Origin of the sequence: Anaerosalibacter massiliensis, from assembly GCF_024623155.1 — a bacterium.
GTDB lineage: Bacteria > Bacillota > Clostridia > Tissierellales > Sporanaerobacteraceae > Anaerosalibacter > Anaerosalibacter massiliensis.
On record NZ_JANJZL010000004.1, the window covers coordinates 198045 to 223441 of the forward strand.

Genomic DNA, 25397 nt, shown 5'->3' on the forward strand with positions numbered 1-25397 from the left:
AAGTGGGCATACAGACAATTCTTTCTGCATTTGGTGGAGGGCTTTTTGGAGCGGCTATAGGAGCACTTCCAGCATTTATCTTCACAGGATTTATAGGATTGATAGGCATAGCTGTTTTGGCTAGTGGAGGTTCTCCAACAATATTAAATGATGTTACATTTGGTAGTTTATTTGGTCCTCATATTGCCTTTGCAGGTGGGGTAGCTGCTGCTGCCTTTGCTGCAAACAAGAAAAAATATTTGGAAAATGGGACAGATATATTGACATCTTTAAACAAATTTGGAGATTCTACGGTACTAATAGTTGGTGGACTATTTGGTATATTAGGATATTTACTAAATAACTTATTTGTTTCAATGAATTTGAAATTGGATACTCCAGGCTTAACAGTATTTATTTTAGGAGTATTAGCAAGACTTTTATTTGGGAAAACTGGTATTTTTGGAGAGAAGAAAGATTCAAGTGGAGAAAAGAAGAAAATATTACTTGATGGTAAAACATTATTCTTTAATATAGTTCTTGGATTTGGATTAGGATTTGTAATATCATATTTAGTTATTTTAACTCAAATAAATGTATTAGGATTCTGTATAAGTGCAGCATTGTTGATATTTGCACAAATGGGATTTGAAATTCCTACTACTCATCATATTAGTATGGTTGCAGGATATGCGGCTATAGCATCAGGCAATATTTGGATTGCTACTGCTTTTGCTGTATTGGCAAGTATAGTTGCAGAAATAGCAGGTAGAATATTTAATACTAATTGTGACTCACATATAGATCCCCCTGCGACTACAATATTCGTGTGTAGTGCTATAATATTTGCATTATTTTAATATAGTTTTCCACTTAAAGAAGGGATAAATTTGGAGAAAGCCTTAGGGTTAATAGAAACATCAAGTATTTCTAAAGGCATGGAAATACTTGATAATATTCTTAAGCAAACAAAAATAGGATTAATAACAGGTAGTTCTGTTTGCCCTGGAAAATATCTTATAATAATTGAAGGTACAGTACAATCTATAAACTTTGCATTGGAGATATCCAGAGCAATAGGAGAAGAATCTATACTTTATAGTCATGCAATAAATAATTTAAATCAACAAGTATTTTATGCATTAAAAGAAAAAAAGAAACCTGAAAATATTAAAGCATTAGGGATAATAGAAACAAGAACTTCTGTTGCATCTATAGTATTAGCAGATGTTTTATGCGATTCATCAAATATAGAATTAATAAGACTTAGATTGGCAAATGGTATAGGTGGTAAAGGTTTATTGATTTTTACAGGGGATGTTTCTTCTGTAAAGAATGCTATACAATCTGCAAAATATCATGATATACAATATAAAAAAATTATAGATATTGTCTTATTATCTCATCCAGATAATAGATTGATAGAGAGTATATAATTTATTATTTACGACGGGTTTGTACTCGTTTAGTGAATATGTCTGCAAAGAAAAGGTGTTACTATATGAAAGGAGTATTATTATATGGGGAAGGAAGAGAAGCAAAGGGTAATACAAGAGTACGTTCCAGGGAAGCAAATCACATTAGCACATTTAATATCTAATCCCCAAGAAGATATATATATATAAAGCTTGGACTTGATAGGAAAAAAGGCGATGCTATAGGCATATTAACCATTACTCCCGGTGAGGGAGCTATAATTGCTGCTGATGTTTCTACAAAATCAGCAGATGTGAAAATAGGATTTTTAGATAGATTTAGTGGCTCTCTTGTAATAACAGGAGATACTTCAAGTGTAGAGTCTGCTTTAAGACAAGTTTTAAATATGATGTCTGGTGTTCTTTTATTTATACCTACAACTATAACTAGAACTTAAGGAAAATTAAAACAATGAAAAATGTTTGATAAAAGTTCTTTTCTATTTTCAGAGAAAGGAACTTTTTTTATGTTATAATATCTGTAATTATTAATTTTATTCAAAGGAGAATCTGACTATGGCGGCATCTAAACATTAATTGCATGAATAAGTAACATTATAAGATAAATTTTTGCCTTATTATATAAGGTTTTTTGTTGTGCAATTAATTGTGGAGGTGTCAAAATGAATAGAAATAGAAATGTATATTTACTTTGTATTATAGCTTTTTTACAAGGTTTAGTTTTTTATGGACCTGTTGCTACATTGTTTAGACAAAATAGAGGCCTTTCATTAAACAATATTTTCACTATAGAAGCAATTTTTATAATCCTTATGTTTGTATTTGAAATACCTTGGGGATATATTGGTGATAGAATTGGCTATAAAAATACATTAGTAATATCTTTTTTCTTGTTTTTCTTGTCAAAAATAATATTTTATAATGCTCATTCTTTTAGTATGTTCTTATTGGAAAGTATTATAGTGGCTATATCAATATCAGGTATATCTGGTTGTGATTCTGCCCTCATTTATGCTTCTATAGATGGAAAAGATAGCTATAAAGCTTTTAGCTACTATTCTGCTTCTTCCACAAGTGGATTCTTAATTGCTTCATTTATGAATTCATTTATAGTAAAGTATTCTTTAGATTTAACTGCATTTCTCACTATTATTCCTTATGGAATAGCTTTTGTTCTTTCATTCTTTTTAGTAGATAATTATGAACATAGAAATGAAGAAAAAGTTAGCATAATAAAAAGCTTTAAAAGCTTAAGGCATAATAAAACTATATTTATTTTCATAATATCTATAGCCCTAATTGCAGAAAGTACCCACGCATTATGTATCTTCTTAAATCAACCTATATATTTGAGAAGTGGCATTAATATTAAATATTTTGGATTTTTAACAGCATCCATGCAAATATCTTGTCTCTTATCAGCAAAAGCATACAAGATGAACCAGAAAATTGGAACAAAGAAATTATATATTATCCTAATTGGAATGATAATAGTAGCTAATATATTGCTTATTTATATAAGAAATTGGATATTAGTTATAATTATTATATTCATGATAGAGGGTGCTTTTGCTATAACTCAACCTTTAACAAATACAATACAGAATGAAAGCATTGCTACACTCGATAGGGCGACAATTCTTTCTGTCTATGCTATGATAGGAGATATAGTTGGAGGATTTTCAAATTTAATTATAGGTAAAGTTTCGGATATTTCTTTAGAAAAATCTATAGGAGTATGTGCAGTTTTAAATATGTTAGCATTAATTTTAATTTTATTTTTCTTTCTAAAGAGAAAAAGATAATTTATTTAACACTACTTTTTAGTTAAGAGTGATATAATTGACTTAATTTCATATTTTGAGACTAATATATTTTATATATGAGTTAAGGGGGCAAAAACTATGAAGTTGGCAGAAGCATTAATACTAAGAGCTGATTTACAAAAGAAAATAGAACAACTTAAAAGTAGGCTGGAAAATAATGTGGTGGTTCAAGAAGGTGATAAACCAAGTGAAGAACCTGATGTACTTTTAAGAGAGTTTGAAAATTGTGTAATTGAACTAACAAATCTTATTAAGAGAATAAATAAGACAAATAACCAAACTAGATTTAACGAAGAATGGACTTTGGCTGATGCATTGGCAGAAAGAGATGGTATATGGGAAAAAAGATTAGTATTATCCCATATAGCTGAAGCTGCAAGTATTAAACAGGATAGATATTCTAGAACAGAAATTAAATATATTAGTATAGTAAATGTAAAAGAAATGCAAAAAGAAGTTGGTAGATTATCAAAGGAATTTAGAGAATTGGATACAAAAATTCAAGGATTAAATTGGACTGTAGATCTAATTTAAATAAAAGTTGGTAGCTTTAGATTATAAAGGTGAGTACAAACCTTATAAATAAGTCAAGTCATATAGGTGGCGGCTTTGGGGCGAGGCCAGTGGTTCGATTCCACATATAACAAATTATGCCCATAAATGTTACAATAGTACAATTAGATTGTTATTGTTACTACCATGTACTAATTTATAATTTAAAGTGAGGGTGGGTTAGGGGATTATATTAATAAAAAATATAATGAAATTGTCCATAATTACTAATTGAGGTGATTATAATGGAGTGGTGGAATAGTGATTATTACATAAGATCTATTAAACTACTTAAGGAAAACATACCTTCCTTTTCAGAATATCCTTTTTCCTTGGAAGTTATACAAAATTTAAATTCATTAGAGCTACACCCAAAGGTAACTTATATAGTAGGGGAAAATGGTACTGGGAAGTCTACAATATTAGAAGCAATTGCTATCGCTTATGGATTTAATTCTGAAGGAGGAACAAAAAATTTCAATTTTTCTACTACAGAAACCCATTCTAATTTGTATAAATTTTTAAGGCTAGTAAAAGGAATAACAAAACCTGAGGATGGATTCTTTTTAAGAGCAGAAAGTTTTTATAATTTGGCTACAAATATAGATAATTTAGATCAGGAAACTTTAGGGAATAAAATTATAGATTCTTATGGTGGGCTTTCGTTGCATGAGCAGTCCCATGGAGAATCCTTTTTTTCTTTATTTTTAAATAGATTTAGTGGGAAAGGATTATACATATTAGATGAGCCTGAAGCAGCCTTATCACCATCAAGACAAATGTCCATGTTGTCTAGGCTACATGAATTAGTTCTTAAGAATTCTCAATTTATAATTGCTACCCATTCACCAATAATAATGGCATATCCAGATTCTATTATCTATGAAATAAAAGAAGGAATTAATAAGGTGAAATATGAAGATACAGAACATTATATAGTTATGAAATCATTCATGAATAATACTAACAAAATGCTTGATATACTTATGGATTATTGATTAATTGATAGTTAAGACTCTAAAGATTTAGCAGTAGGAAAAACAATGGTTATACGAGTACCTATGTCTACTCTACTTAATATTTCAAAATAGGCTTCGTGGCGTTCTATTATCCATTTGGCAATTGATAAACCTAAGCCAGAACCACCTGTTTTCCTTGCCCTTGATTCATCTGAACGATAAAAGCGATCAAATATATGGGGCAAGTTTTCAGGATCTATACCAATACCACTGTCTTGAACAATAATATGGACATGATTTTCTTTAATGACAACTTTTAAAATAATTTTTTTCCCCCTAGGAGTAAATTTTATACTATTGTCAACGAGTATTCTAATAGCTTGTTTAAGAAGCTGTTTATCTGCATTAATATAAGCTGGTTTGTTTAAATCAATTTCAAAATTATGATTTTTATCAATCATTTGTGTCTCATGAATTATTTCATTCACAACTTCACAAGAGTCAAAAACTTCTTTGTAAAGTTGGATAGTTTCATTATCTCCACGAGCGAGAAAAAGGAGCTGTTCTACTAAGACTTTCATATTTTCTGATTCACTTTTAATTGCATCAATTGATTCTTGCATAGTTTTTTGATCTTCTTTTCCCCAACGGTCAAGGAGATTTACATATCCTTGTATAACAGATATAGGTGTTCGGAGTTCATGAGAAGCATCAGAAACAAACCGTACTTGAGATTGATAAGAATCATTAATACGGTTTAGCATATCATTTATAGCAGATGCCAAGTCTTTAAGCTCATTTTGGGAACTATCAACAGATATACGACTATCAAGCCTATTGGCATCAATATTACTAATAACTCCTGCCAAATCTTTGATATAGGTACCATCAGCCTTAGAGGCCATAGAAGATACCTCCGCATTAAGACTTTTAGTTACTTCTGTTAAATCAGCCAAAGGTTTGAGAGTTTTCTTTATCATTTTTGAACCTTTACTTATATTTTTAATTATTATTAATAGCTCAAATATTAGTACAATAAAAAATAAATATATAAATAATTTTAAATTAGAGCCTAAAGAATATACTATTTGATAAGATAAATTATTGATAGAAAACCCAATAGTATATTTTATTAAATCTATTTTTTCTAATAATCCTATATCTTTATTAGTCTTGGACATATTGATACTTCTTTTAGCATTATGTATCTCTACAGGTAATTTTTTTTGTATATTATGAGGGAGTATGATACCTTTTGAGGTTTCTTCCATTATTATTTCATAATCTCTGTTAAGATGATATATGGATTCTAAATTATCAGGAGGTTGTTTCAATGCTTCAATTATATCTTGTGTTCCTATTTCTGCTTTCCATAGTATAACAAAAAAACCCATTAAAAGAATAAGGGTGTTAATAGTCAAAAATCCAGAAAATAGCCTTCCTATCATTCGGACATTGAGTTTTATAACAAGGGAAGAACTTATTTTATTAGTTATATTGGTTGAAGTTGAACTTTTTTTATTATTCATCTTTTATTACATACCCCACTCCCCGAACAGTATATAATATTTTTATTCCAAAGGGCTCTTCAATTTTTGCACGGAGATATCTAATATATACATCTACTGCATTAGTTTCACCTGAAAAATCATAGCCCCAAATATGTTCAATTAAGGTTTCACGACTTATGACAATATTCTTATTTTCTAAAAGATAATGCAGCAAATCAAATTCACGTTTTGTTAAATATATTAAAGTGTTGTTTACATGAACTTCTCTTTTCATAGGATCAAGACGTAAAGCACCTGATACAAGCTCAGACGATTTTTCTAATGCATTACTAACTTCATTTTTCCTAAGGGCTGCCCTAATCCGAGCTAGCAATTCTTCTATTGCAAAAGGCTTAGTAATATAGTCATCAGCACCTCCATCAAGTCCTGTAACTTTATCTACAACAGTGTCTCTAGCAGTAAGAAGTATAACGGGTAAATTAGAGAATTGTCTAATCCTTCTAAGAACTTCAATTCCATTTAAACCTGGTAACATAATGTCAAGTAATATAAGGTCAAAGGGGTGGGTTTCAACAAGTTTTAACCCATCCCTTCCATTATAAGTTTTTTCTACTTCATAGCCCTCGTATTTAAGTTCTAGTTCAATAAAACGTGCTATTTTTTCTTCATCTTCAATTATCAGAATTTTCCTCATCAGATTTTTCACCTTTAAATTCTTTTTTTAGATTTTCAGCCGCATCAGCAACTGAACTCATTGCATGATTAACATTTTCTTTTCCTAAATCAGGACCATTAAACATATATTTATATCCGAAAAAGAGACCCAAAATCATAATAGGAATAGTAATCCAGAACATGAATAATATAAGAACTGCTAATATGGTTACTGGAATTGCCATTATTCTATCCCCATTTTTTATAACTTCAAAGCTATTTTTATTTCCTTTACTTATTATTTTGCCACACCATCTAAAAAATCTGCCTATTAGTTCTCCAAAGGATGTATCATTATCTTCTTTAAATCCATTTCCAAAATTTTTATTAGTATTATTTTCTTCTTTGTTTTGTTGCGTATTTCTTGAGCAGTAATAGCCCCCACCTTCAGGGGCTTTAATGCGATTCTGTTTTTCAAGCTTAATGATAGCTTCAAGAATATCACCATTAGTTTCTTCAAGGATTGTTTTTGCTTCATCATAAGAAATATTTGCTCGCTCACATAATTCTTCTACTTGTTCTAAAGTGATCATAAATATAACCTCCTGTTATATAGTATGGTTTTATTATAATAACAGAAGCTTTAAAAACAATTTAAGAAACATTAAAATTTGATTAAAATTATAAAAATGATTTTAGTTTTTTGCCATTATATCATATGAGAATTATTTTATCAATGACTCTTAGAAAATGTCTATAACTGTATAAAATAGTTTTAATCCTTGGTAGATGTAATATATGGTATTTATTTTGTAATACTTGGCATGAAAATATAGATTGTATAAAAGTGCAATAATCTTGTGTTATAATCTTTTTAAAGGTGATTTAAGTATTAAATAGTTGAGTATTAGACAATTGGAGGAATGAAGGTGAAAATAGCAATTGTTGAAGATGATATATCTATCTGTGAGGAGCTAGAAATAATTTTAAGAAATGAACTTTATGATGTTTTCATTGTAAGAGAATTTGATTCTGTTCCCCAACAGATTAAGGGAGAAAACCCAGATCTCATTTTACTTGATCTTGCACTTCCAGGTATAGATGGTCTTCAAATTTGTAAGGAGATAAGAAAGGAATCCGAAGTTCCTATTATTTTTATAACAGGACAAAATAGTTCAATGAATGAGCTTATGTGTATGACTATGGGAGGCGATGATTTTATTGCAAAGCCTTACGAAGCACCAATACTTTTAGCAAGAATAAAAGCAGTTTTAAAAAGGACTTCCGCGGCGAAAGAAGATTCGAGTATATTATACCGTGATGGAGTGAAGTTAAACATATTATCCGCTACAATGGGATACAAAAACAATAGTATTGATCTTACGCATAATGAGCTTAAGATTCTTCATTACCTATTTCTAAAGCAGGGAGAATATGTGTCTCGTGAAGATTTAATGGACTTTTTATGGAATAATTCTGTTTTTATAGATGACAATACTTTAAGTGTTCATGTTTCTAGAATCAGGAAAAAACTCAAAGAAATTCATGCTCCTGAAATTATTCAAACAAAGAGAAGTCTAGGGTATCGCTGTGGATAAGGAGGAGCTTAAAATGAAATGGTTTGACTATGTTGAGGATAAGCTAATATTCATTTGCATTAATTTAATTGGATTACTTTTATTATCTTTTTATCTTAAGCTTTTGGGAATTCGGACTGGTGGTATATTATTAATAGATGTAATTTGGGTATTTGTGATTTTTGTTTACTTACTGATTAATTATCACAGAAGAAGCCGTTTTTTTCGGCGAATAGAGGAACAATTACAGGAATTAGAAGAGCCTATACTTCTTGCGGATGTAATGGAGAAGTCGCCAAGATATGATGATCGTTTCTATTATTTTATTATAAGAAGACTTAATAAATTTTTCCTTGAAGAGCTTAGACAGAAAGAGGATGAAAAAAAAAGAGCTGGCGGATTATATGGTAAACTGGGTGCACGAAGTTAAGGTTCCTTTAACTTCTCTAGAACTTATTAATGATAGTATGCAAAGTGAGCTTAAACGAAAGGTAAAAAAGCAACTAAAAAGTATTGAAAATGACGTTGAAGAAGTTTTATATTTTGCTCGATCAGATGAAGTTTAAAAGAAATTTATAAATATAAGATTTATGAGAATAATTCTGATGAAGTATCTCAGTATATGTATAGAAACTATCCATTCTTTAAGAAACACCCTAAGTATGGAAAAACTGAAAATAGTGATAAAGATTATCAGTGCTATTTTGATTATGATACCTATATGAAGTTAAGTGATTACAATAAGCTGCGAAAAATGCTTAACGAAGGAGAAATAGCTCTTAGAAATGATGAATACATGATTCAGTGTAAAGAAAAACTAGAAGGTTATTTGAAAAGCTTTGCAAGTAGCAATGAAGTTGAGATTAATGGAAATAAAATGAAGTTTGTTGGAGTAGAGACAATTCCATTTTCTCAAAGTGGTCATAATGGAAGTGACTATATTATCATTGTTCCAGATAATATAGCATCAGTAATGACACCGTATTATTCCATTGTAGTAGCTAAGTTTAACGAGAAAACACCACAGAGCTTACAAGAGAAGCTAGAAAAATTAGAGAAAGCTAAAAATGATGAGTTACAGAACTGGTATTATGGAACTGATCAAATTATAAGTATGAATTCAAGGATTATTGTTCGAGATAATATGCTTGGGACAGTTAAATTTATTTTATTCACTATGTCTTATGTATTGTTCTATATAGCAGTGACTTTTCTTTGCATAGCTCTTACAGTATTAGCTGTTCAGCAGCTTAGTGATTCTTCAAAGTATAAGTTCAGATATGATATCTTGTCAAGGCTTGGATTGAATCAGCATGAAATTCACAAGATAGTCTTTAAACAAATAGGTGTTTATTTATTTGATTCCATTTGTGTTGGGCGTACTGCTAAGTGGAATAATGGGGCTATATATTAGTAAGATTTTCATTTTTTATACTGGAATTGATTCTAATACATTTAATTATATAGGTAGGTCAGTACTTTTATTTGGTGGAGTATATTTCTTATACTTCGTGATAACTTATGTTGGATTTAAAAGAAGCCTTTATTCTACTTTACGTTAAAGTGAATTGGAAACTATATAATAAAATAAGGATATCATGGTGATCAACTACTACCTTGATTTGATTCAATTCCAGAAGAATGTAAAATCTCTAAAAAAGAACAGGACAGCATATTGGCTACATCTTTTTAAAGGTGTGGCCTAATTGACACTTACCAATAAAGAAGAAAGAGTAGGCTACTTAATTGCCTGCTCTTTTTTAGAAAAGAAAGACAATATTTTAGCTTTTAGGATGCATATAAGACTTGCTTGGCGAACTTTTATTATAGAATTGGGAAAAATCACAACTTTTTAATATTTGCGTGATATAATATGGTTTAAGAAAACTAAAGACAATGGGGATGAAGTTGCTTAAAGTAAGGAAGATAATATAAAAAATGCTGCAATCTGGCTTTCAAGGAAAATACAATTAATTAAGGAATAAGAAAAATACTGATATAGGTAAAAGAATTCACTAACAAAAATATATAGAGGTGGGGTTTACTGGGCTGAGTTTGGAATAGGTAACTTGGATTATATTACTAAAAAATATAATAAAATTGTCCATAACTGCTAATTGGGGTGATTATAATGGAGTGGTGGGATGGTGTTTATTACATAATAAAATATATTGGTTATCGAATAATTGAAGGCAAAGGCACAAATAAATATTTTAAATTACTTAATAGAAAATTTGATTTATATATAAATTTTGAGAAGAATACATTGTGCAATAAGGCAGTATATACAATAGAAAGTGTAAAAGCTAAGAAAAGAATCACGTTTTGGCTTGGCTTCAGAGAAGATGTTGAAATTGATAGTGTTAAAATTAATGGAAGGCTACATAATTATTTTAAATTATATACTTTAATATTGCCTATGTTCAATTATAAAATTAATTATCTTGTTATTGATAATTTAGATATAAGTAAGGAATCTAGATATTTAGAAGTTATAGTTAGCTATAATATAAATGTTTCAAATCACAGGGATGATATGTCAACTATATTAGAAAATTATATTACAGATGATGAATTTCATCTATATAATTTTTGGTATCCAATATTAGGAAATTGCATTAATATTAAAGAAGTTTTTGAAGGGATATTTCCTACACCAGAAAAATGTCCTTATGAAATAAATCTATCTATGTCACAAGATGGTATTGCAGCGAGAGAAGGAGATATTATTAAAAAGTCTGATTCAAATTACATAATTAAAAATTATAATAATGAACTAAATAATATTTTCATTTGTGGAGGAAGGCTTCATAGAACAAGTTATTCTATAGATAATGTAAAGGTAAATTTTTATTATACAAGTTCAAGACAGCAGTATTACCGCAAGTCTCAGGAAGTATTGTTTAAAGGAATAAAATATATTATTGATACACTGAAAAGTTTTCATCAAGAAATAATAAATATCTATTGTCTCCCTATTATTGCTGGAGGTTACGGGCTAAAATATAGTATTATAATGAATGAGAATTATTTTTTAGATTCAAATACTATTGATAGTAAGCATAAATATAGATTAGTATGGCATGAATTTATTCATCACTGGTGGGGTAGTAGGATATCAGGAAGTGGAAAAGGTAAATATTTACTAAGCGAAGGCATGACTGTATTATTCGAGTGGCTAACAGTTAAGCATGTATTAGGAAGGAATATTTTTGATTTAGTTATTGAAGATGCAGTAGAAGAAGTTTTAGAAATTGTAGGTTTTGAAAAGTCAATATCTAATGCAAATCGTGTTCCACCTTTTGGTAATGTGATTATTTATAATAAAGCTCCTTTAGTTCTTTATCAATTATTTAATAAAGCAGGTGAAAATACATTCATCAAATGTTGTCAAGATTTTCTAAAAGAACCAGGTATTTATGAATGGGAAGATTTTTTAATAAAATTACAAGAGTATAGTGGTTTAAATTTAGTTAATTATAGCGATAAATGGATTTATCAAAAGGAAATACCAATAATTAAAGAGAATAACTATGAAATTCTTATAGACAAAAGAATAGATAAGGAAAAACAGTTTGATTATTTTGATTATAAAGTAGCAAAGTATAGAAAAGATAAGAATCATAAAAAATTATTAGAATGGTTGCTTCATAATGGACCATTAGAAGAATTTTGGAACAAGTATTATTATTATTTATTTATATGCTATTTGAATAATAATGATTATGAAAAAGCCAATTGGTGTATTGAGCAACTAGATATTAAAAGGGATAAAAAGTATTATTGGGAAGGTATGTATCAAAAAGCTATCTATGAATATAAACAAAATAATATAAAGAAAAGCAAGAAAATAATAGATACAGTTTTAAATAGTTCTTATCCCATTAAAAACTTGCGAAACCTGTTGATTATATATAGTAAAATAGAAGATTGTGCAGAAAATATTAAGTTAATAGAATAATGGGTTATAAAAAATAACCATATAATATTTTGTAGTACTTAAGTTTTTTAGAGTTATTATTTATATGGAAATGTATTTTATATAAAAATATGTTATAATATTTTGAAAATTATAAATGGGGGCGATAATATGGCAACTTGGATGGCTCATCTTAGGATAGCAGAAAACATACTAAATATGGGATATGATTTTCAATCTATTCCCTTTGTAGTAGGTAATATTGGACCTGATTCAGGGATACCAAATGAAGATTGGAGTAATTTCAATCCACCAAAAAACATTACACATTGGATGGATGATGAAAAAAACATAGATGCTAAGGGTTTTTATAATAAATATTTAAATAATGAAAAAGTAAGAGAAGATGTAGATAGGTATTCCTTCCTTATAGGGTATTATGTTCATTTATTGACAGATATTGAATGGCAAAAGCTATTTAGACGAAAAAAGACAGAACCGCTATACATAGATAGATTAAGTAAAGATCCTAATTTTATATGGACTATAAAAAAAGATTGGTATGGACTTGATTATCTATATTTGGACAAACATAAGGATTGTATATTTTATACTTTATTTATAAAAATAAAGGAAGTTCCTGATTACCTTGATTATTTCCCCAAAGATGCATTTAAAAAGCAAGTAAAGTATATAACTGAATTTTATCTAGGGGAAAATAATCAAACAAAAGAGAATTTTATTTATTTAACTGAGGAAGAAATGGATAAGTTTATTGAAGATACAATAAAAAAGATTGTAGATGAGCTTAAATAGATTTATACGTTTATAATGAAAAATTAAATTATTAAGGTTAATTATAAAGTGCACCCCAAAAGTTAGACAATAAAATTAACTTTTGGGGGTGCATTTTATTATTTTTGTAACTCTTCCCATAGAATAAATGCTTTTTCATATTCACTTTCAAACTGATCCTTTTCCTTATAAAGTTCATATAATTTTTCTGCATCTGCATTATATAAAATCATTTGTTTTTGTATAATGTTTAATTTTTCTTCTAATAGTTCCAGTTTTTTTTCTATTTTTGCTAATTTATATTGATTAATAGGTTTTCCCGTAGATTTTTTCTGAGTTTTTCTAGGGGGGTTAATTTTTTGTGTATTAGGAATTTCTGCTGTTTCTTTCTGTAGTTCTTCTAGATAGTCTTCATAAGACATAGGATATAGTTTCCCATTATAACTTTTTATCACCATAATTTTATTAGCGATTTTCTGTATAAAATATCGGTCATGAGAAACAAATAAAATGGTACCTTTAAAATGAAATAATGTTTCTTCTAAAATTTCCCTTGAATCAATATCCAAATGATTAGTTGGTTCATCTAAAATCATGAAGTTAATATTTTGATAAATCAGGGAACATAATTTCAGGCGACTTTTTTCTCCTCCTGATAAGTTACGGATTTTTTTATACACATCATCTTTAATAAATAGCATTTTTGCTAGCTCAGATCTTGCTTCCCTTTCATTAATCATATGCAAATCTGTAAAGTATTCTAATAAAGTCATTTCTTCATTTTCAAAGGAAATATTTTGTGGCAAATATCCTACCTTAACATTTGCACCTAAGGAAATAGTACCTTTATCAGACTGAAGTTCTCCTAGAATTATTTTTAGCAAAGTTGTTTTTCCACTACCATTTTCTCCTATTATACAAATATGATCTTGATAAAAAACTGTGAAAGATAAATCTGCAAATAGCTTTTTTTCTCTAAAAGATTTACTTAATTCTTTTACTTTAAGGACAATTTTACCTGAACGCTGAGTATCTTTATGAGATAATCTAATTTTTCGATTTTCCAAAATAGGTCGCTCTAATACTTCCGTTTTTTCTAAACGTTTTTCAAGCTCTTTGGCACGCTTATACATTTTTTCACTATCTCTCATAGCTCCCCATATACGATAACGTTGAATTTGCCTTTCCATTTGCTGAATTTTCTTTTGGTTATTTTCATAAGCTCTATATTCTAACAAAAATCTTCTTTCTTTTTCTATTGTATAATAACTATAGTTTCCATCATATACAGATGTACCTGTAGGAGTTAATTCAATAATTTTTCCTACTACTTGATCTAGAAAACGTCTATCATGTGATATTATTAAGACAGTTCCTTTATAGTTTTGCAAAAAGTTTTCTAGCCACTCTATGGAATTAATGTCTAAATGATTAGTTGGCTCATCTAACAAAAGAATATCTGGCTCTTCTAATAAGAGTTTTCCCAACATAACTCTAGTTTTTTCACCACCACTTAACTGTTCAAAGGGTATTTCTTTATAATTATCTGTTATATTTAAACCTTGGCATATTTTATTGATATTAGTTTCAATTTCATATCCTCCTTGTAATTCGTATTTATCCATGAGTAATCCATAATTCTCCATTACCGCACTTAAGGCTTTTCCTTCTAATTTTTTTAATTGATTTTCAAGGTGTTTCATCTTTCTTTTTATATCCCAAATATTTTGAAATGCCCCTTGAAGTATTTCTATAACAGTAGTATTTGGCTCACAGTCAAAAATTTGCTCTAAATATCCAACTTTTACTTCTTTTCTAAAACTAATGCTGCCTTTTTGATAATCTTCTATACCTACTAAAATCTTCATTAGCGTGGTTTTCCCACATCCATTTTGACCAATAAGTCCTACTCTTTCATTAGTTTTTAATTCAATTGATATATTTTCAAATATTTTATTAGCACCATAATATTTAGTTATATTGTTTGCACTACACTCAATCATAATTTTCTTCCTCTCTTATTGTATAATTAATTGTGTTGCAAACGTCCCATGCCCACCCATTACCATAAAAGCATACAAAAAACCCAAAGCCATAATTAGCTTTGGGTTATTATACAGATTGAAATATATATCTGTCACATAATGACAAATATCCTAACAATATAAATCTGAGTATCCCTCAATACTAATATGGTATTGCAACTTGAATCTATTTTTGGACGCACCTCTCCCGTAAATAGCTAATACTGCGTTTATCATTGATTCAAATTTAATCCATTTTAGTATTGTACTCATATTATAAATCTCTCCATAATTAAGTATTTAGTTCAATTATATTCAAATAAATTTATTCAGTCAAGGATTTTCTAATTTTTCCGGAAATTTAGTTTCAAATTTCCAATATGAATTTTTTACTAATTTATATTTTTAAATATACAAAAAAATGAGACAAAAAAGAATTATCTCCAATTTATCTTAATACATGATATATAGAACGGACATAGGATCAAAATAGTGGAAGAGCTATTATCGACTTTATTTTTTTAGCTTTGCAACTAATAGTTGCGACATTGTAAACTACAATTGGTAGTAGCAACTATAGTATAGATATATAATATAATTGTACAAATAAAATTGAAAGGAGATCCAGTATGAATTTAGAAATTGCTCAAAGGCTTACAGATTTAAGAAAAGAAAAAGGTTGTTCTCAAGAAGAATTAGCAGCACAGCTTGGCATTAGTAGACAGGCTGTGTCTAAATGGGAGAGAGGAGAAGCAAGTCCAGACACTGATAATCTTATTTTACTTTCTAATATATATGGAATAGGTTTGGATGAATTACTTAATATAGATAGATTTGAAAATAATTCAGAAGAGAACAATAAGAAAAGGTTGGTGAAATTTCCCTATCCAGTTTTAGCCACAATTATATACCTTATACTAGGGCTTTCATATAAATTATGGCATCCAGGTTGGATTGTGTATTTAACAGTTCCAATTTTTTATTATGTAGCAGTGCGAATTGATAGAAATAAATAGATATCATAAATAAGTGGTGTTAAGTAGGCTAAGGCTATTGCCTTTTGGAGTGGCAACTTAGGTTTGAAAATTAGAATTATTAATAATTTTATATTTAAACAAAATGCTCTCTTCTGATTTTAAGTTTATTTTATTTATATCTGAAAAGAGCATTTTGCTTTTTATTTAATATTAATTATATATATTATCATGTATTTAAAGGATTATTTTCATTAAGGAAATCTAACCTATTATTTAAAAATTGGATATGGCCGTCTATATCTGAAGCCATTTGTTCAAACTTTTGCTGTATTCCCTGATCTTCTGTTGACTGAGCCATTAAAGAATAGCTACCTTTTGCAGCTTCACAAGAAGCTATTGCTTTTTGCAAATCACTTTGTACAGTCATTTTTTCACCTCACCTTCCTAGCTTATATTAACCAATAGTGAATAGTAAAATTCATAATAAATAATGGATAAAATACTAAGCTTTATTGAAGAAATTTTTCTAATTTTGATTTAAGTATGAGTATTTTTTATCTAATGGTTCAATAGAATTTATTACAGAGCCTCCAAGACATACTTCTCCTTGGTACAATACAGCTACTTGTCCTGGAGTTACTGCCTTTACAGGCTCATCATATTTTATATGAAGCTTTCCATCTTCTAACATATCTACTGTTACAGGGATATCAGGCTGTCTGTATCTAAATTTTGCCGTACATTTTAAGGGCATATTGGGAGCTTTTTCCATTATCCATACTGGTGATTCTCCAATTAATGAAGTGGAATAAAGTGCTTTATTGTTTTTCCCTTGTGCTACATAAAGTATATTCTTTTTTAGATTTTTTCCAGCTACAAACCAAGGTTCACCTGTTCCCACTCCTCCTATTCCAATGCCCTTTCTTTGTCCTAATGTATAGTGAATGAGTCCACTGTGTTTTCCTATTTTATTTCCATCTATATCAATTATATCACCTTCTTTTGATAGAAGATATTTATCTAAAAACTCATCAAAGTTTCTTTCGCCTATAAAACATATACCAGTTGAATCTTTCTTTTTAGCAGTGTATAAATTATGTTTTTCTGCTAGTTCTCTAACTTGTTTTTTCTCTAAATGTCCTACTGGGAATATAGTTCTAGAAAGGGCTTTTTGTCCTATCCTTGCTAAAAAATAGCTTTGATCTTTATTTTTATCCTTACCTCTTAGAAGGTAATATTTTCCATCTTTTTTTTCTACTTGTGCATAATGACCCATAGCTATATAATCAGCATCCAGCTTTAAAGCATAATCTAGAAAGGCATTAAATTTTATTTCTTGATTACACATTACATCTGGATTGGGAGTTCTTCCTTTGTTATATTCATTTAAAAAATAGGTAAATACTCTATCCCAGTATTCTTTTTCAAAATTTATAGTATAGTATGGAATTTCTAATTGAGTAGCCACTCTTCTTGCATCATTAGAGTCTTCCGTTGCTGTACACACACCATATTCATCTTTTTCATCCCAATTTTTCATGAAAAGTCCAATTACTTCATAACCTGCTTCTTTAAGAAGCAATGCAGAAACAGATGAATCAACTCCTCCACTCATTCCTAATATTACTCTTTTCTTCATAAATTCTCCTCTTTTCATAAAAATCGTATTATATGCATATTAAATATTTTATCATATATTAAATATTCTATCATAATATTTTATCTATATACTCATTCTTAGTACAATTTTACACTATTATTATTTAAAAAATAGAAAATTTGATTAAGCATATGATATAATTTATAGACATATAGACAATTATAAAAGTTTATATATATTTATTATTAAAAATAAAGGAGTTTAATAATATATGAATATATTGAAAAAAATAGCAGGTAAAGTTTTATATGCTATTTCTAAATTGATATCAGGAATATTAGATGTTTTTATAAAGATAGTAGAAACTATAGTGAATATTATAGGCAATGTTGCAAAAGGATTTATTGCTTTTATAGGCATGGGAGGTTGTTTGTTACTTTTAATGCTTTCTGGTCCTCTTGGACTTGTTATATTGATGAATCCACTAATACTTTTGATTATATTATTCTTTGTTATATTCCCATTATTGGGAACAAAGTTTGTATCTTATTTAAAATATGTAAAGTATATTATAACAGAATTTTTATTTGATCGTGCAAGATATCTCATTGACGGAATAAGTTATCAATTTGAATCCTTTCAGGAGTATAAGGATAAATATAAAAAAATGGAAGAAGAAAGAAAAAGAAGAGAAGAACAAAGACGTTGGAATGAACAACAGAGAGAATGGGAAGAAAGATTTAGACAATGGGCTGAATATCAAAGACAAAATAGTAGATATTCTGATTATCAATGGCAGAATCAAAATACTAACTATGGAAATCAACATTCCTATGTAAATCCAGCTATTGAGTTTAAAAATAAATACGAAGAAAGCTGTGATTTACTTGATGTTCCATATGATGCAGATAAATATCAAATTAAATTAGCATATAGGAAAAAAGCAAAAGAATATCATCCAGATTTAAATAAATCGGAAGGTGCAACAGAAATGTTTCAAAAGATAAATAATGCATATGAGTTTTTAAATGATAGCAATATAGAAAGATATAAAGGAATAATCTAGGAGATGGTTTATATATGAATTGGCTGAGAAAATTTATGATAGGTAGATATGGAGTAGATCAATTATCAATAGTATTATTGGTAATTAATATGATTCTTTCTATTTCGTTACGATTTTTAAATAATCGGATACTAGATATATTTTTTATAATAATACCAATAATAGTTGTCTATAGAATGTTTTCTAAGAATATATCAAAAAGATATCAAGAAAATATGAGGTTTTTAAATGTATGGAATCCTTTAAAGAAGAAAATAAATAATAGAATTCAAAGGATGAAGAGTTTAAAAGATTATAGATATTATAAATGTCCTAATTGTAAGCAAGTTTTTCGTGTACCAAGAGGAAAAGGTAAAATTTCTATTACTTGTCCTAAATGTAAATTTGCAATGATTAAAAAGTCTTAATATTAGATTTTTAAAAGCTTTCTATTTAACCTATAGAGAATAAATTCCCTATTAAATTACTTAATACTAAAAAGTATTAAGTAATTTAATATGTTTAAATGGATATAATGGCTAAAAAGAAGGTGAATTCAAGTGATTGAAGATAGAAAGATTGTATCTAAGCTAAATGAATATATGAAAAAAAATAAACCAGTGGCAACTGTGAATATTGTAAGTACCGATGGCTCTACTCCAAGAGGGATTGGGAGTACTATGTTAGTAGGTGAGAGAAGTAATCTTATTGAAGGAACTATTGGTGGAGGTATTTTAGAAGAAAAAGCAAAACAGGATGCTGTAAATTGTATAGCAAATAAGGAAAACAAATTGATAAACTATGCTCTTAATAATTCTTCAGGGAATGATAAAAATTTACATATGAAATGTGGGGAAGAGTAAGTATATTTGTAAAAGTTTATAATTCCAGAGAAAGGATAATCATAGCAAGAGCGAGGCATGTTTCTAAAAAAATATCAAATTGGCAAAAAATTTAGGTTACTATGTAATTATTGTGGATGATAAAAAAATAGACTGAGTCCCAAAATTCTCCAAGTATCGAAAAATTAGTTTTTGGCAATATAGCGGAAAATATAAAGAGAATAAATATTGAGAATAACACATTAATCATTATAGCTACCTTGGTCACATGTATGATCAAGATGTTTTAGAAGTTGTTTTAAGAACAGATGCTAAATATATAGGGATGTTAGGAAGTTCTAATAGAGTAAGGAGTTGTTTTAAAAGTCTTTTGAAAAAAAGGATATTTAAGAGAAGAACTAGAAAGAGTTCATACTCCTATAGACATAGATATAGGGAGAGAAACACCAGAAGAAATTGCAGTATATATTATGGCAAAAATTCAGGCTATAAAATATGGAAAAGGCGTTCCGCATTTATTTAAAGGTATATCCAGATTTGATTAGATATAAAGTTAAATAAAAGAGCAATATGCGTTTGCTCTTGTTACTTAATTTTATATATTCAGTATTTGGATCCTACATATGTTAAAATTTTATTATAGTCTTCCATAGTATCTATATCCATTAATATTCCAGGGTCTTTAACATTTACTGATGTAAAGCCTTTTTTATTAATGAAATCTCTTAGAGATTTACAAGAAGCATCTTCCAATATCTCATTTATTAGGATGCTCTTCATTAATAATGGATGCCCCCTTATTCCATTATATATTGGAATAACTATATTCTTATCTAATTTTAGCATTTCATCATATGTCTTTTTATTAACAACTGGATAATCTCCAGGAATTAGAAAAAAATTATCTTCTTTTACATTGGTTAATCCTTTTTTTACTGAACTAAACATTCCATTTAAATAATCAGAATTATATACTATTTCTATCTTAGGATATTTATTCAATATATTTTTTATATCTCCTATTTTATGACCAACTACTACTGTAATTTTAGAACATATATCATACATTCCATATATGCATCTTTCAATAACAGTTTTATTATTTATTTCTAATACTAATTTATTTGTACCAGCTCTTGATGATAATCCAGCAGCTAAAATAATTCCTTCTACTTTCATTTTAATTTATAGAATTCCTCCTAAGTACTTCAATATTTGTTAGTTAGAACAGATTTTATAGCTTCTTCAATTTCCTGATATCCTGTACATCTACATAGATTAGATTCGAGCCATTGTTGTATTACATAATCATTAGCATCAGGATGAATTTTTGAAAGTGAGTGGCAGACCATTAAAAAGCCAGAAGTACAGTACCCACATTGAAATCCCCATTTTTCAACAAAAGCTTTTTGAATAGGAGCATTTTTTAATCCTTCTACAGTAAGTATTTCTTTTCCCATGGCTTCTACAGTTAGCATTAGACAAGATTTTATAGGCCAATTATTTACTAGTACAGTACAGGCACCACAATCTCCATTTTCACAACCTGGTTTTACGCTAGTAAGTCCAAGTTCCTTACGTAAAGTATGTAATAATGTGTCAGAAGGTTTAGCAATGACTTTTCTGTCTTCTCCATTTATATTTAGGGTTAAGGTAGTACTGCCTGAAATTTTTAACAACTAGTTTACCTCCTCGAATTTTGTTAAGATTTCATACAAGATTGTATGGAGCATAAATTTTCTATATTCAGAAGAACCACTTATATCATTTAGTATCTTTTCAGGTATATTATTAATAGCCTTTTTAATCTTTTTATCTTTAGAAATAGAGCTATCATTTAAAATCTCTTCCATTTTAATAGATCTAAAGGGATAGTCACATAATCCACTAAAAGCAAAATTAGTTTTTTCCATGTCCTTCAGGGCTACTGTTGTAATTAAAGGATAATCTATTTTTTCATTTTTTGTTCTTTTTACATGTATATGGGGAAGAGAAAGAAACTTTTTATCTATAATTACTTGGATAATTATTTCATCTTCACTAATTTGAATTCTTTTATTAAATATTTTTTCTAAGGGAATTTGTTTTTTGCCATTTATACCTGCTATAACTATATGACTGTTTGCCACCATAAGCGGTAGTACAGCTTCACGATATATAATAGTTCCAGCCAAATTTCCTCCCAATGTAATTTTATCCTGTACAGTATGGTCAGCTATTCTTTGAACAGTTAAGCTAAGCAAGGGGAAATAGTTAAGTTCAGCAATATCAGTAAGAGTCACAGCAGAGCCAATTATTAATTCATTATTATTAAACCCATGTATATTGCATTCTGGAATACTTTTGATATCTATAACTGCATCTGCATATACATTTTGAACTCTAGCCATACTAATAAATTCAGTTCCACCACCATAGTATATTGGTTTTTTTTCTATAGATTTTAATTTATCAAATAAATCAATAGCTTCTTTTATAGATTCAGGCTTATAGTATTCAAAATCAAAAGGTATCATATTTACCTCCTGTTTTAGTTCTCCATATGAGTTCTGGAGATATAGGCAGTGTATTGAAATTTTCATCAGCAGCCAAAGATATAGCATTAGCTACTGCAGCTGGTATTCCAAGAATACCATGTTCTCCCATACCACGAGCACCAAAAGGGGCATCTATTTGTGGTGTTTCTACAAATTCTACTATATATTCAGGTTGTTCCCCAAAATGCATTAATTTATAGGTACGTAATGAAGTATTTTCAAGTACACCAACGTCATTATATATAAATTCTTCTCTTGTAGCTAAACCTAGTCCCATGCTCATACCGCCCATTATAATACCTGTAGCAGTTTTGGGATTTATTACTTTACCAACATCAATTACAGTTGCAGCTTTTAATAATCTATAACTATATTTTATGGGATCATATTCTATTTCTACAGCTTGAGCTCCTACAGTCCAGGATGCTCCTGGTTTTCCCCTTCCAGTTTTTTCATCTAAGTTAGTCAAATGTTTCATAATATAACTGCCATATCCAATTATTTGTCCCCCTATAGATGAACCTCCAGAATACTGATATCCATGGACTATATCTTTAAAGGGTACGAATATTTCAGGATCATCCTTTAAATATACTTTCTGATCTTTTACATCTAAATCATCAGGGGTGCATTTAAGCACTATTGCGCCAATGGAGCATAATCTTTGAATTAAATCTTCAGCAGCTGTAAGTACAGCGTTTCCAACCATGAAAGTAGTCATACTTGCAACAGTTTTCCAATGTTTAGGAGAAGTTTGGGTATCTACATTCATAATTACATGAACTTTATCTGTATCCATTTTCATTTTTTCTGCTAGTATTTGAGCTAATGTAGTTTTCATTCCTGGACCAATTTCAACAGCAGAACAGTTTAGATTAATACTTCCATCAGTATTTAAAGTTAGTATAGCACCAGATGAAGCATCAGTAGGAGAAGAAGAAGTTTTCCAAAAACAACTCATACCTTTTGCCTTTATTATACCGTTATCCAGTACTACCTTTCTGTTATTCTGCCAATCCATAATTTCCTCTAATTTTAAAATACAATCTATTAAATTTCCTGTATTGCTTAATGTTGTTTTAGCTTGTGTAGGAGAAAGATCTCCTGGGGATATAGCGTTTTTAGCCCTTAATTTTAAAGGGTCCATTTTCAATTCTGAAGCTAGTTTATCCATCATTCTTTCAATACAGAAGGTGAATCCTGTATGCCAAAATCCACGATAGGATGTAACATATGTATGATTAGTATATACAGTGAATGTATCACAGAATACATTTTCAATATTGTATGGTCCAGTACAGTCTGTACTAATTGCTTTAGCCATACGTGGACCAGTATCAGCATAAGCACCACAATCTATATAATAAGTACATTCTAAAGCTTTAATAATACCATCATTAGTTGCACCTATCTTAAGCCGAGCTTCAAGTCCTATTTTACATGGAGAAGTAGCCATATCTTCTTCACGAGAATTAATAAATTCTACCATTCTTCCATCAACTGACTTTGAGGCAAGATATGCTATAAATTCAGGTTGGACAGTTACTTTTCCACCAAAAGCCCCTCCAACTAAAGGAGTACGGACAATGACTTTACCCTCTGGTATATTATAAAGTTTACTCAATTCCTTTTGTATTGAAAACGGGGCTTGGGAAGATGTATATATTATTACATTTCCATCAGGTAGAATTTTAGCTTTAGAATTCCGAGTTTCCATAGCTATATGATCAGATTGAGGAAGTGTAAAATTAGCTTCAATAATAGTATCACTTTCCTCCCAACCCTTATTAATATCTCCTTTCCTAATTTTAATATGGTCTACAATATTTGAACCAGGAACTGGGTGAACATCTTTCACTGGACAATGGTATTGGTCTAAGTTTTCATGTATTAATAGAGCATCTGATTTTATAGAGTCAGTTATTGAATTAACTACAGGCAAGGGTTCATAAACAACTTTTATAAGTTTTATAGCCCTCATTGCTTCTTCTTCACTATTTGCTACTACTATAGCTATGGGCTCACCAAAATACCTTACCTTATTTCTTGCAATAGGAGGTCTATCTTCAATCATAGATCCACTTAATACAGGAAAATAATCACCAGTAATTACGGCTTGAACCCCATTAGATTTTTCTGCATCTGAAGTATCAATTGATTTTATTAAGGCATGGGCATGAGTACTTGTAAGTATTTTAGCATATAAAGTATCAGATGTAGTCGTATCTCCATTGTACTTTGTAGCACCTGTAACTTTATTCCATGATTCTTTTCTTATAGTATTTATTCCAATCCTTGAAATATGATCCATAAAATAGCCTCTTTTCGTATATAAATATTAACTTAAATATATTGTTTTCACTAAAATAGTTTTTCCATGTATATTATAAATATTCATATGTTTTGATTGTCTATTTGCTAGAACATATTAACTATTACTTAAGAAAATATATCCTTGTAGAACATAACCATTGCACCTGCCGTAGTTCTTTTTGCTAAAGGTAAAGTACATTTAGCCATATGATAAAATCGAGTCTCGTCATTTGAAATTGTTTTAAATTTATTGTGAACTTTAATAGCTACTCTAGCATTGAATCTTATATAATTTCTAATAGAATCTATTAAATAAGTTCCTTTATCTATATTGAACTCATCTAAATATGCATAAGAAGTTTTAATATAGGATTCATATTGATGATGATTATTCAATAGGCGAATGTTGGCATGCTGAGGAATTGTCATATCTTGAATAATATGAAGTGCGGCCCCCAGATAGAAAAATGATTTATCTAATTTTCCATTTTCCCATAAATAAAGGCTCTGGGCATAGTATTTAATTCCTAGATCCATTGCACTCCTTCTTCCATATAGTCCTCTTTTTTTATAAGGATTATAGAAATGATTTGAACTTTTAAAATCTTGATCTGCCCATACAGTACCTTTGTTTATATATAGAATATAATTATTAAAAAATTTGTATTCTTTCAAATATCCATCATTCTCAAGAATTTTCAGAGCATCAATATTTATGGATTTGTGGACTTTACATTGAGTTTTAATTATTGATTTTTTAATAGGATTTGCAATACCAAAAATTAATCTTAAAATATGGTCATAGAATATTTCAATAGTACCTACTTTAATCACCTTCTTTAAGAATTGAA

Annotated in this window: 29 protein-coding genes; 18 read left to right on the plus strand and 11 right to left on the minus strand. The window is 29.0% G+C overall.

Annotated elements, in window-relative coordinates; all coding sequences use genetic code 11:
- Positions 1 to 2: 2 nt before the first annotated feature.
- From NSA23_RS08125 to NSA23_RS08150, 6 genes are all read left to right on the plus strand, one after another.
- Positions 3 to 839 carry a DUF7973 family transport facilitator gene (locus NSA23_RS08125; RefSeq protein ID WP_042682917.1) on the plus strand — a complete coding sequence of 279 codons (837 nt, stop codon included), beginning with the start codon at positions 3 to 5 and terminating at the stop codon, positions 837 to 839.
- 30 nt (positions 840 to 869) lie between these two features.
- Positions 870 to 1415, plus strand: a complete 546-nt coding sequence (locus tag NSA23_RS08130) for a BMC domain-containing protein (protein WP_050069852.1) — start codon at positions 870 to 872, stop codon at positions 1413 to 1415.
- 260 nt (positions 1416 to 1675) lie between these two features.
- Entirely contained in the window at positions 1676 to 1852 is a 177-nt protein-coding gene (locus tag NSA23_RS16830; protein WP_276506633.1) for a BMC domain-containing protein, read from the plus strand.
- Between the two features lie 225 nt (positions 1853 to 2077).
- Positions 2078 to 3220 carry an MFS transporter gene (locus NSA23_RS08140; RefSeq protein WP_050069851.1) on the plus strand — a complete coding sequence of 381 codons (1143 nt, stop codon included), beginning with the start codon at positions 2078 to 2080 and terminating at the stop codon, positions 3218 to 3220.
- A gap of 99 nt (positions 3221 to 3319) precedes the next feature.
- Positions 3320 to 3775 (plus strand): DIP1984 family protein, encoded by a 456-nt coding sequence (locus NSA23_RS08145; RefSeq protein ID WP_042682916.1) that lies wholly within the window; start codon positions 3320 to 3322, stop codon positions 3773 to 3775.
- Positions 3776 to 4038: 263 nt separating this feature from the next.
- Positions 4039 to 4791, plus strand: a complete 753-nt coding sequence (locus NSA23_RS08150; protein WP_042682915.1) for an AAA family ATPase — start codon at positions 4039 to 4041, stop codon at positions 4789 to 4791.
- Between the two features lie 11 nt (positions 4792 to 4802).
- On the opposite strand, the gene NSA23_RS08155 is transcribed toward NSA23_RS08150, so the two are convergent.
- Genes NSA23_RS08155 through NSA23_RS08165 form a run of 3 tightly spaced genes read right to left on the minus strand, consistent with a single transcriptional unit; the run spans position 4803 to position 7510 of the window.
- The gene (locus tag NSA23_RS08155; protein WP_257490384.1) at positions 4803 to 6281 is read right to left on the minus strand and encodes a sensor histidine kinase; all 1479 of its coding nucleotides are present in this window, start codon (positions 6279 to 6281) and stop codon (positions 4803 to 4805) included.
- Positions 6274 to 6957: a response regulator transcription factor gene (locus tag NSA23_RS08160; RefSeq protein ID WP_042682913.1), complete on the minus strand. Its 684-nt coding sequence runs from the start codon at positions 6955 to 6957 to the stop codon at positions 6274 to 6276. The genes NSA23_RS08155 and NSA23_RS08160 overlap by 8 nt, the downstream gene beginning before the upstream one ends.
- A complete protein-coding gene (locus tag NSA23_RS08165) occupies positions 6935 to 7510 on the minus strand; it encodes a DUF4342 domain-containing protein (RefSeq protein ID WP_042682912.1) in 576 nt (191 codons plus the stop codon). The genes NSA23_RS08160 and NSA23_RS08165 overlap by 23 nt, the downstream gene beginning before the upstream one ends.
- Before the next feature lie 330 nt (positions 7511 to 7840).
- Here NSA23_RS08165 and NSA23_RS08170 point away from each other — a divergent pair, with 330 nt between their 5' ends.
- The 7 genes from NSA23_RS08170 (at position 7841) to NSA23_RS08200 (ending at position 13229) form a co-directional block, all read left to right on the plus strand.
- Complete coding sequence (locus tag NSA23_RS08170; protein ID WP_042682911.1) at positions 7841 to 8515, plus strand: response regulator transcription factor; 675 nt, start codon at positions 7841 to 7843, stop codon at positions 8513 to 8515.
- Positions 8516 to 8528: 13 nt separating this feature from the next.
- Complete coding sequence (locus NSA23_RS08175; RefSeq protein WP_257490385.1) at positions 8529 to 8924, plus strand: hypothetical protein; 396 nt, start codon at positions 8529 to 8531, stop codon at positions 8922 to 8924.
- Positions 8911 to 9060: a hypothetical protein gene (locus NSA23_RS08180; RefSeq protein WP_187116685.1), complete on the plus strand. Its 150-nt coding sequence runs from the start codon at positions 8911 to 8913 to the stop codon at positions 9058 to 9060. Before NSA23_RS08175 ends, NSA23_RS08180 begins: the two co-directional genes overlap by 14 nt.
- 56 nt (positions 9061 to 9116) lie before the next feature.
- Positions 9117 to 9908: a hypothetical protein gene (locus NSA23_RS08185; protein WP_042682909.1), complete on the plus strand. Its 792-nt coding sequence runs from the start codon at positions 9117 to 9119 to the stop codon at positions 9906 to 9908.
- Between the two features lie 292 nt (positions 9909 to 10200).
- Entirely contained in the window at positions 10201 to 10350 is a 150-nt protein-coding gene (locus NSA23_RS08190; protein WP_187116684.1) for a hypothetical protein, read from the plus strand.
- Positions 10351 to 10625: 275 nt separating this feature from the next.
- On the plus strand, positions 10626 to 12455 hold the full coding sequence (locus NSA23_RS08195) for a M1 family aminopeptidase (RefSeq protein WP_042682908.1): 1830 nt from the start codon (positions 10626 to 10628) through the stop codon (positions 12453 to 12455).
- Between the two features lie 129 nt (positions 12456 to 12584).
- Positions 12585 to 13229, plus strand: coding sequence for a hypothetical protein (locus NSA23_RS08200; RefSeq protein ID WP_042682907.1), 645 nt, complete (start codon positions 12585 to 12587; stop codon positions 13227 to 13229).
- A 98-nt stretch (positions 13230 to 13327) separates the two neighbouring features.
- Here the strand turns inward: NSA23_RS08200 and abc-f are convergent, their stop codons facing one another.
- Complete coding sequence (abc-f, locus tag NSA23_RS08205; protein WP_042682906.1) at positions 13328 to 15211, minus strand: ribosomal protection-like ABC-F family protein; 1884 nt, start codon at positions 15209 to 15211, stop codon at positions 13328 to 13330.
- 650 nt (positions 15212 to 15861) lie between these two features.
- Between abc-f and NSA23_RS08210 the strand changes: the two genes are divergently transcribed.
- Positions 15862 to 16248: a helix-turn-helix domain-containing protein gene (locus NSA23_RS08210; protein ID WP_042682905.1), complete on the plus strand. Its 387-nt coding sequence runs from the start codon at positions 15862 to 15864 to the stop codon at positions 16246 to 16248.
- Between the two features lie 187 nt (positions 16249 to 16435).
- Here the strand turns inward: NSA23_RS08210 and NSA23_RS08215 are convergent, their stop codons facing one another.
- On the minus strand, positions 16436 to 16636 hold the full coding sequence (locus NSA23_RS08215) for a DUF1657 domain-containing protein (protein ID WP_042682904.1): 201 nt from the start codon (positions 16634 to 16636) through the stop codon (positions 16436 to 16438).
- 99 nt (positions 16637 to 16735) lie between these two features.
- The gene (mnmA, locus tag NSA23_RS08220; protein ID WP_257490387.1) at positions 16736 to 17848 is read right to left on the minus strand and encodes a tRNA 2-thiouridine(34) synthase MnmA; all 1113 of its coding nucleotides are present in this window, start codon (positions 17846 to 17848) and stop codon (positions 16736 to 16738) included.
- A gap of 232 nt (positions 17849 to 18080) precedes the next feature.
- Between mnmA and NSA23_RS08225 the strand changes: the two genes are divergently transcribed.
- The 4 genes from NSA23_RS08225 (at position 18081) to NSA23_RS16745 (ending at position 20241) form a co-directional block, all read left to right on the plus strand.
- Positions 18081 to 18875: a J domain-containing protein gene (locus NSA23_RS08225; RefSeq protein WP_042682902.1), complete on the plus strand. Its 795-nt coding sequence runs from the start codon at positions 18081 to 18083 to the stop codon at positions 18873 to 18875.
- Positions 18876 to 18889: 14 nt separating this feature from the next.
- Positions 18890 to 19282 carry a hypothetical protein gene (locus tag NSA23_RS08230; protein WP_042682901.1) on the plus strand — a complete coding sequence of 131 codons (393 nt, stop codon included), beginning with the start codon at positions 18890 to 18892 and terminating at the stop codon, positions 19280 to 19282.
- Positions 19283 to 19414: 132 nt separating this feature from the next.
- Positions 19415 to 19717, plus strand: coding sequence for an XdhC family protein (locus NSA23_RS08235; protein ID WP_042682900.1), 303 nt, complete (start codon positions 19415 to 19417; stop codon positions 19715 to 19717).
- A gap of 404 nt (positions 19718 to 20121) precedes the next feature.
- Positions 20122 to 20241: a hypothetical protein gene (locus NSA23_RS16745; protein WP_420841079.1), complete on the plus strand. Its 120-nt coding sequence runs from the start codon at positions 20122 to 20124 to the stop codon at positions 20239 to 20241.
- A 58-nt stretch (positions 20242 to 20299) separates the two neighbouring features.
- On the opposite strand, the gene NSA23_RS08240 is transcribed toward NSA23_RS16745, so the two are convergent.
- From NSA23_RS08240 to NSA23_RS08260, 5 genes are all read right to left on the minus strand, one after another.
- Complete coding sequence (locus tag NSA23_RS08240; RefSeq protein WP_042682899.1) at positions 20300 to 20875, minus strand: nucleotidyltransferase family protein; 576 nt, start codon at positions 20873 to 20875, stop codon at positions 20300 to 20302.
- 29 nt (positions 20876 to 20904) lie between these two features.
- Complete coding sequence (locus NSA23_RS08245; protein ID WP_042682898.1) at positions 20905 to 21375, minus strand: (2Fe-2S)-binding protein; 471 nt, start codon at positions 21373 to 21375, stop codon at positions 20905 to 20907.
- Positions 21376 to 22212, minus strand: coding sequence for an FAD binding domain-containing protein (locus NSA23_RS08250; protein ID WP_042682897.1), 837 nt, complete (start codon positions 22210 to 22212; stop codon positions 21376 to 21378). It lies immediately after the preceding gene.
- Entirely contained in the window at positions 22199 to 24544 is a 2346-nt protein-coding gene (locus NSA23_RS08255; RefSeq protein ID WP_042682896.1) for a xanthine dehydrogenase family protein molybdopterin-binding subunit, read from the minus strand. The genes NSA23_RS08250 and NSA23_RS08255 overlap by 14 nt, the downstream gene beginning before the upstream one ends.
- Positions 24545 to 24672: 128 nt before the next feature.
- Positions 24673 to 25380, minus strand: a complete 708-nt coding sequence (locus NSA23_RS08260) for a zinc dependent phospholipase C family protein (protein ID WP_246119222.1) — start codon at positions 25378 to 25380, stop codon at positions 24673 to 24675.
- Between the last annotated feature and the right edge of the window lie 17 nt (positions 25381 to 25397).

Bases quoted from the DNA above. Each gene is read 5' to 3' on its own strand.
- NSA23_RS08185 (WP_042682909.1), top strand. From the start codon at position 9,117: ATGTATAGAAACTATCCATTCTTTAAGAAACACCCTAAGTATGGAAAA.
- mnmA (WP_257490387.1), bottom strand. From the start codon at position 17,848: ATGAAGAAAAGAGTAATATTAGGAATGAGTGGAGGAGTTGATTCATCT.
- NSA23_RS08160 (WP_042682913.1), bottom strand. From the start codon at position 6,957: ATGAGGAAAATTCTGATAATTGAAGATGAAGAAAAAATAGCACGTTTT.
- NSA23_RS08215 (WP_042682904.1), bottom strand. From the start codon at position 16,636: ATGACTGTACAAAGTGATTTGCAAAAAGCAATAGCTTCTTGTGAAGCT.
- NSA23_RS08145 (WP_042682916.1), top strand. From the start codon at position 3,320: ATGAAGTTGGCAGAAGCATTAATACTAAGAGCTGATTTACAAAAGAAA.
- NSA23_RS08195 (WP_042682908.1), top strand. From the start codon at position 10,626: ATGGAGTGGTGGGATGGTGTTTATTACATAATAAAATATATTGGTTAT.
- NSA23_RS08140 (WP_050069851.1), top strand. From the start codon at position 2,078: ATGAATAGAAATAGAAATGTATATTTACTTTGTATTATAGCTTTTTTA.
- NSA23_RS08250 (WP_042682897.1), bottom strand. From the start codon at position 22,212: ATGATACCTTTTGATTTTGAATACTATAAGCCTGAATCTATAAAAGAA.
- NSA23_RS08240 (WP_042682899.1), bottom strand. From the start codon at position 20,875: ATGAAAGTAGAAGGAATTATTTTAGCTGCTGGATTATCATCAAGAGCT.
- NSA23_RS08230 (WP_042682901.1), top strand. From the start codon at position 18,890: ATGAATTGGCTGAGAAAATTTATGATAGGTAGATATGGAGTAGATCAA.
- NSA23_RS08165 (WP_042682912.1), bottom strand. From the start codon at position 7,510: ATGATCACTTTAGAACAAGTAGAAGAATTATGTGAGCGAGCAAATATT.
- NSA23_RS08155 (WP_257490384.1), bottom strand. From the start codon at position 6,281: ATGAATAATAAAAAAAGTTCAACTTCAACCAATATAACTAATAAAATA.
- NSA23_RS08210 (WP_042682905.1), top strand. From the start codon at position 15,862: ATGAATTTAGAAATTGCTCAAAGGCTTACAGATTTAAGAAAAGAAAAA.
- NSA23_RS08170 (WP_042682911.1), top strand. From the start codon at position 7,841: ATGAAGGTGAAAATAGCAATTGTTGAAGATGATATATCTATCTGTGAG.
- abc-f (WP_042682906.1), bottom strand. From the start codon at position 15,211: ATGATTGAGTGTAGTGCAAACAATATAACTAAATATTATGGTGCTAAT.
- NSA23_RS08255 (WP_042682896.1), bottom strand. From the start codon at position 24,544: ATGGATCATATTTCAAGGATTGGAATAAATACTATAAGAAAAGAATCA.
- NSA23_RS08175 (WP_257490385.1), top strand. From the start codon at position 8,529: ATGAAATGGTTTGACTATGTTGAGGATAAGCTAATATTCATTTGCATT.
- NSA23_RS08150 (WP_042682915.1), top strand. From the start codon at position 4,039: ATGGAGTGGTGGAATAGTGATTATTACATAAGATCTATTAAACTACTT.
- NSA23_RS08200 (WP_042682907.1), top strand. From the start codon at position 12,585: ATGGCAACTTGGATGGCTCATCTTAGGATAGCAGAAAACATACTAAAT.
- NSA23_RS08225 (WP_042682902.1), top strand. From the start codon at position 18,081: ATGAATATATTGAAAAAAATAGCAGGTAAAGTTTTATATGCTATTTCT.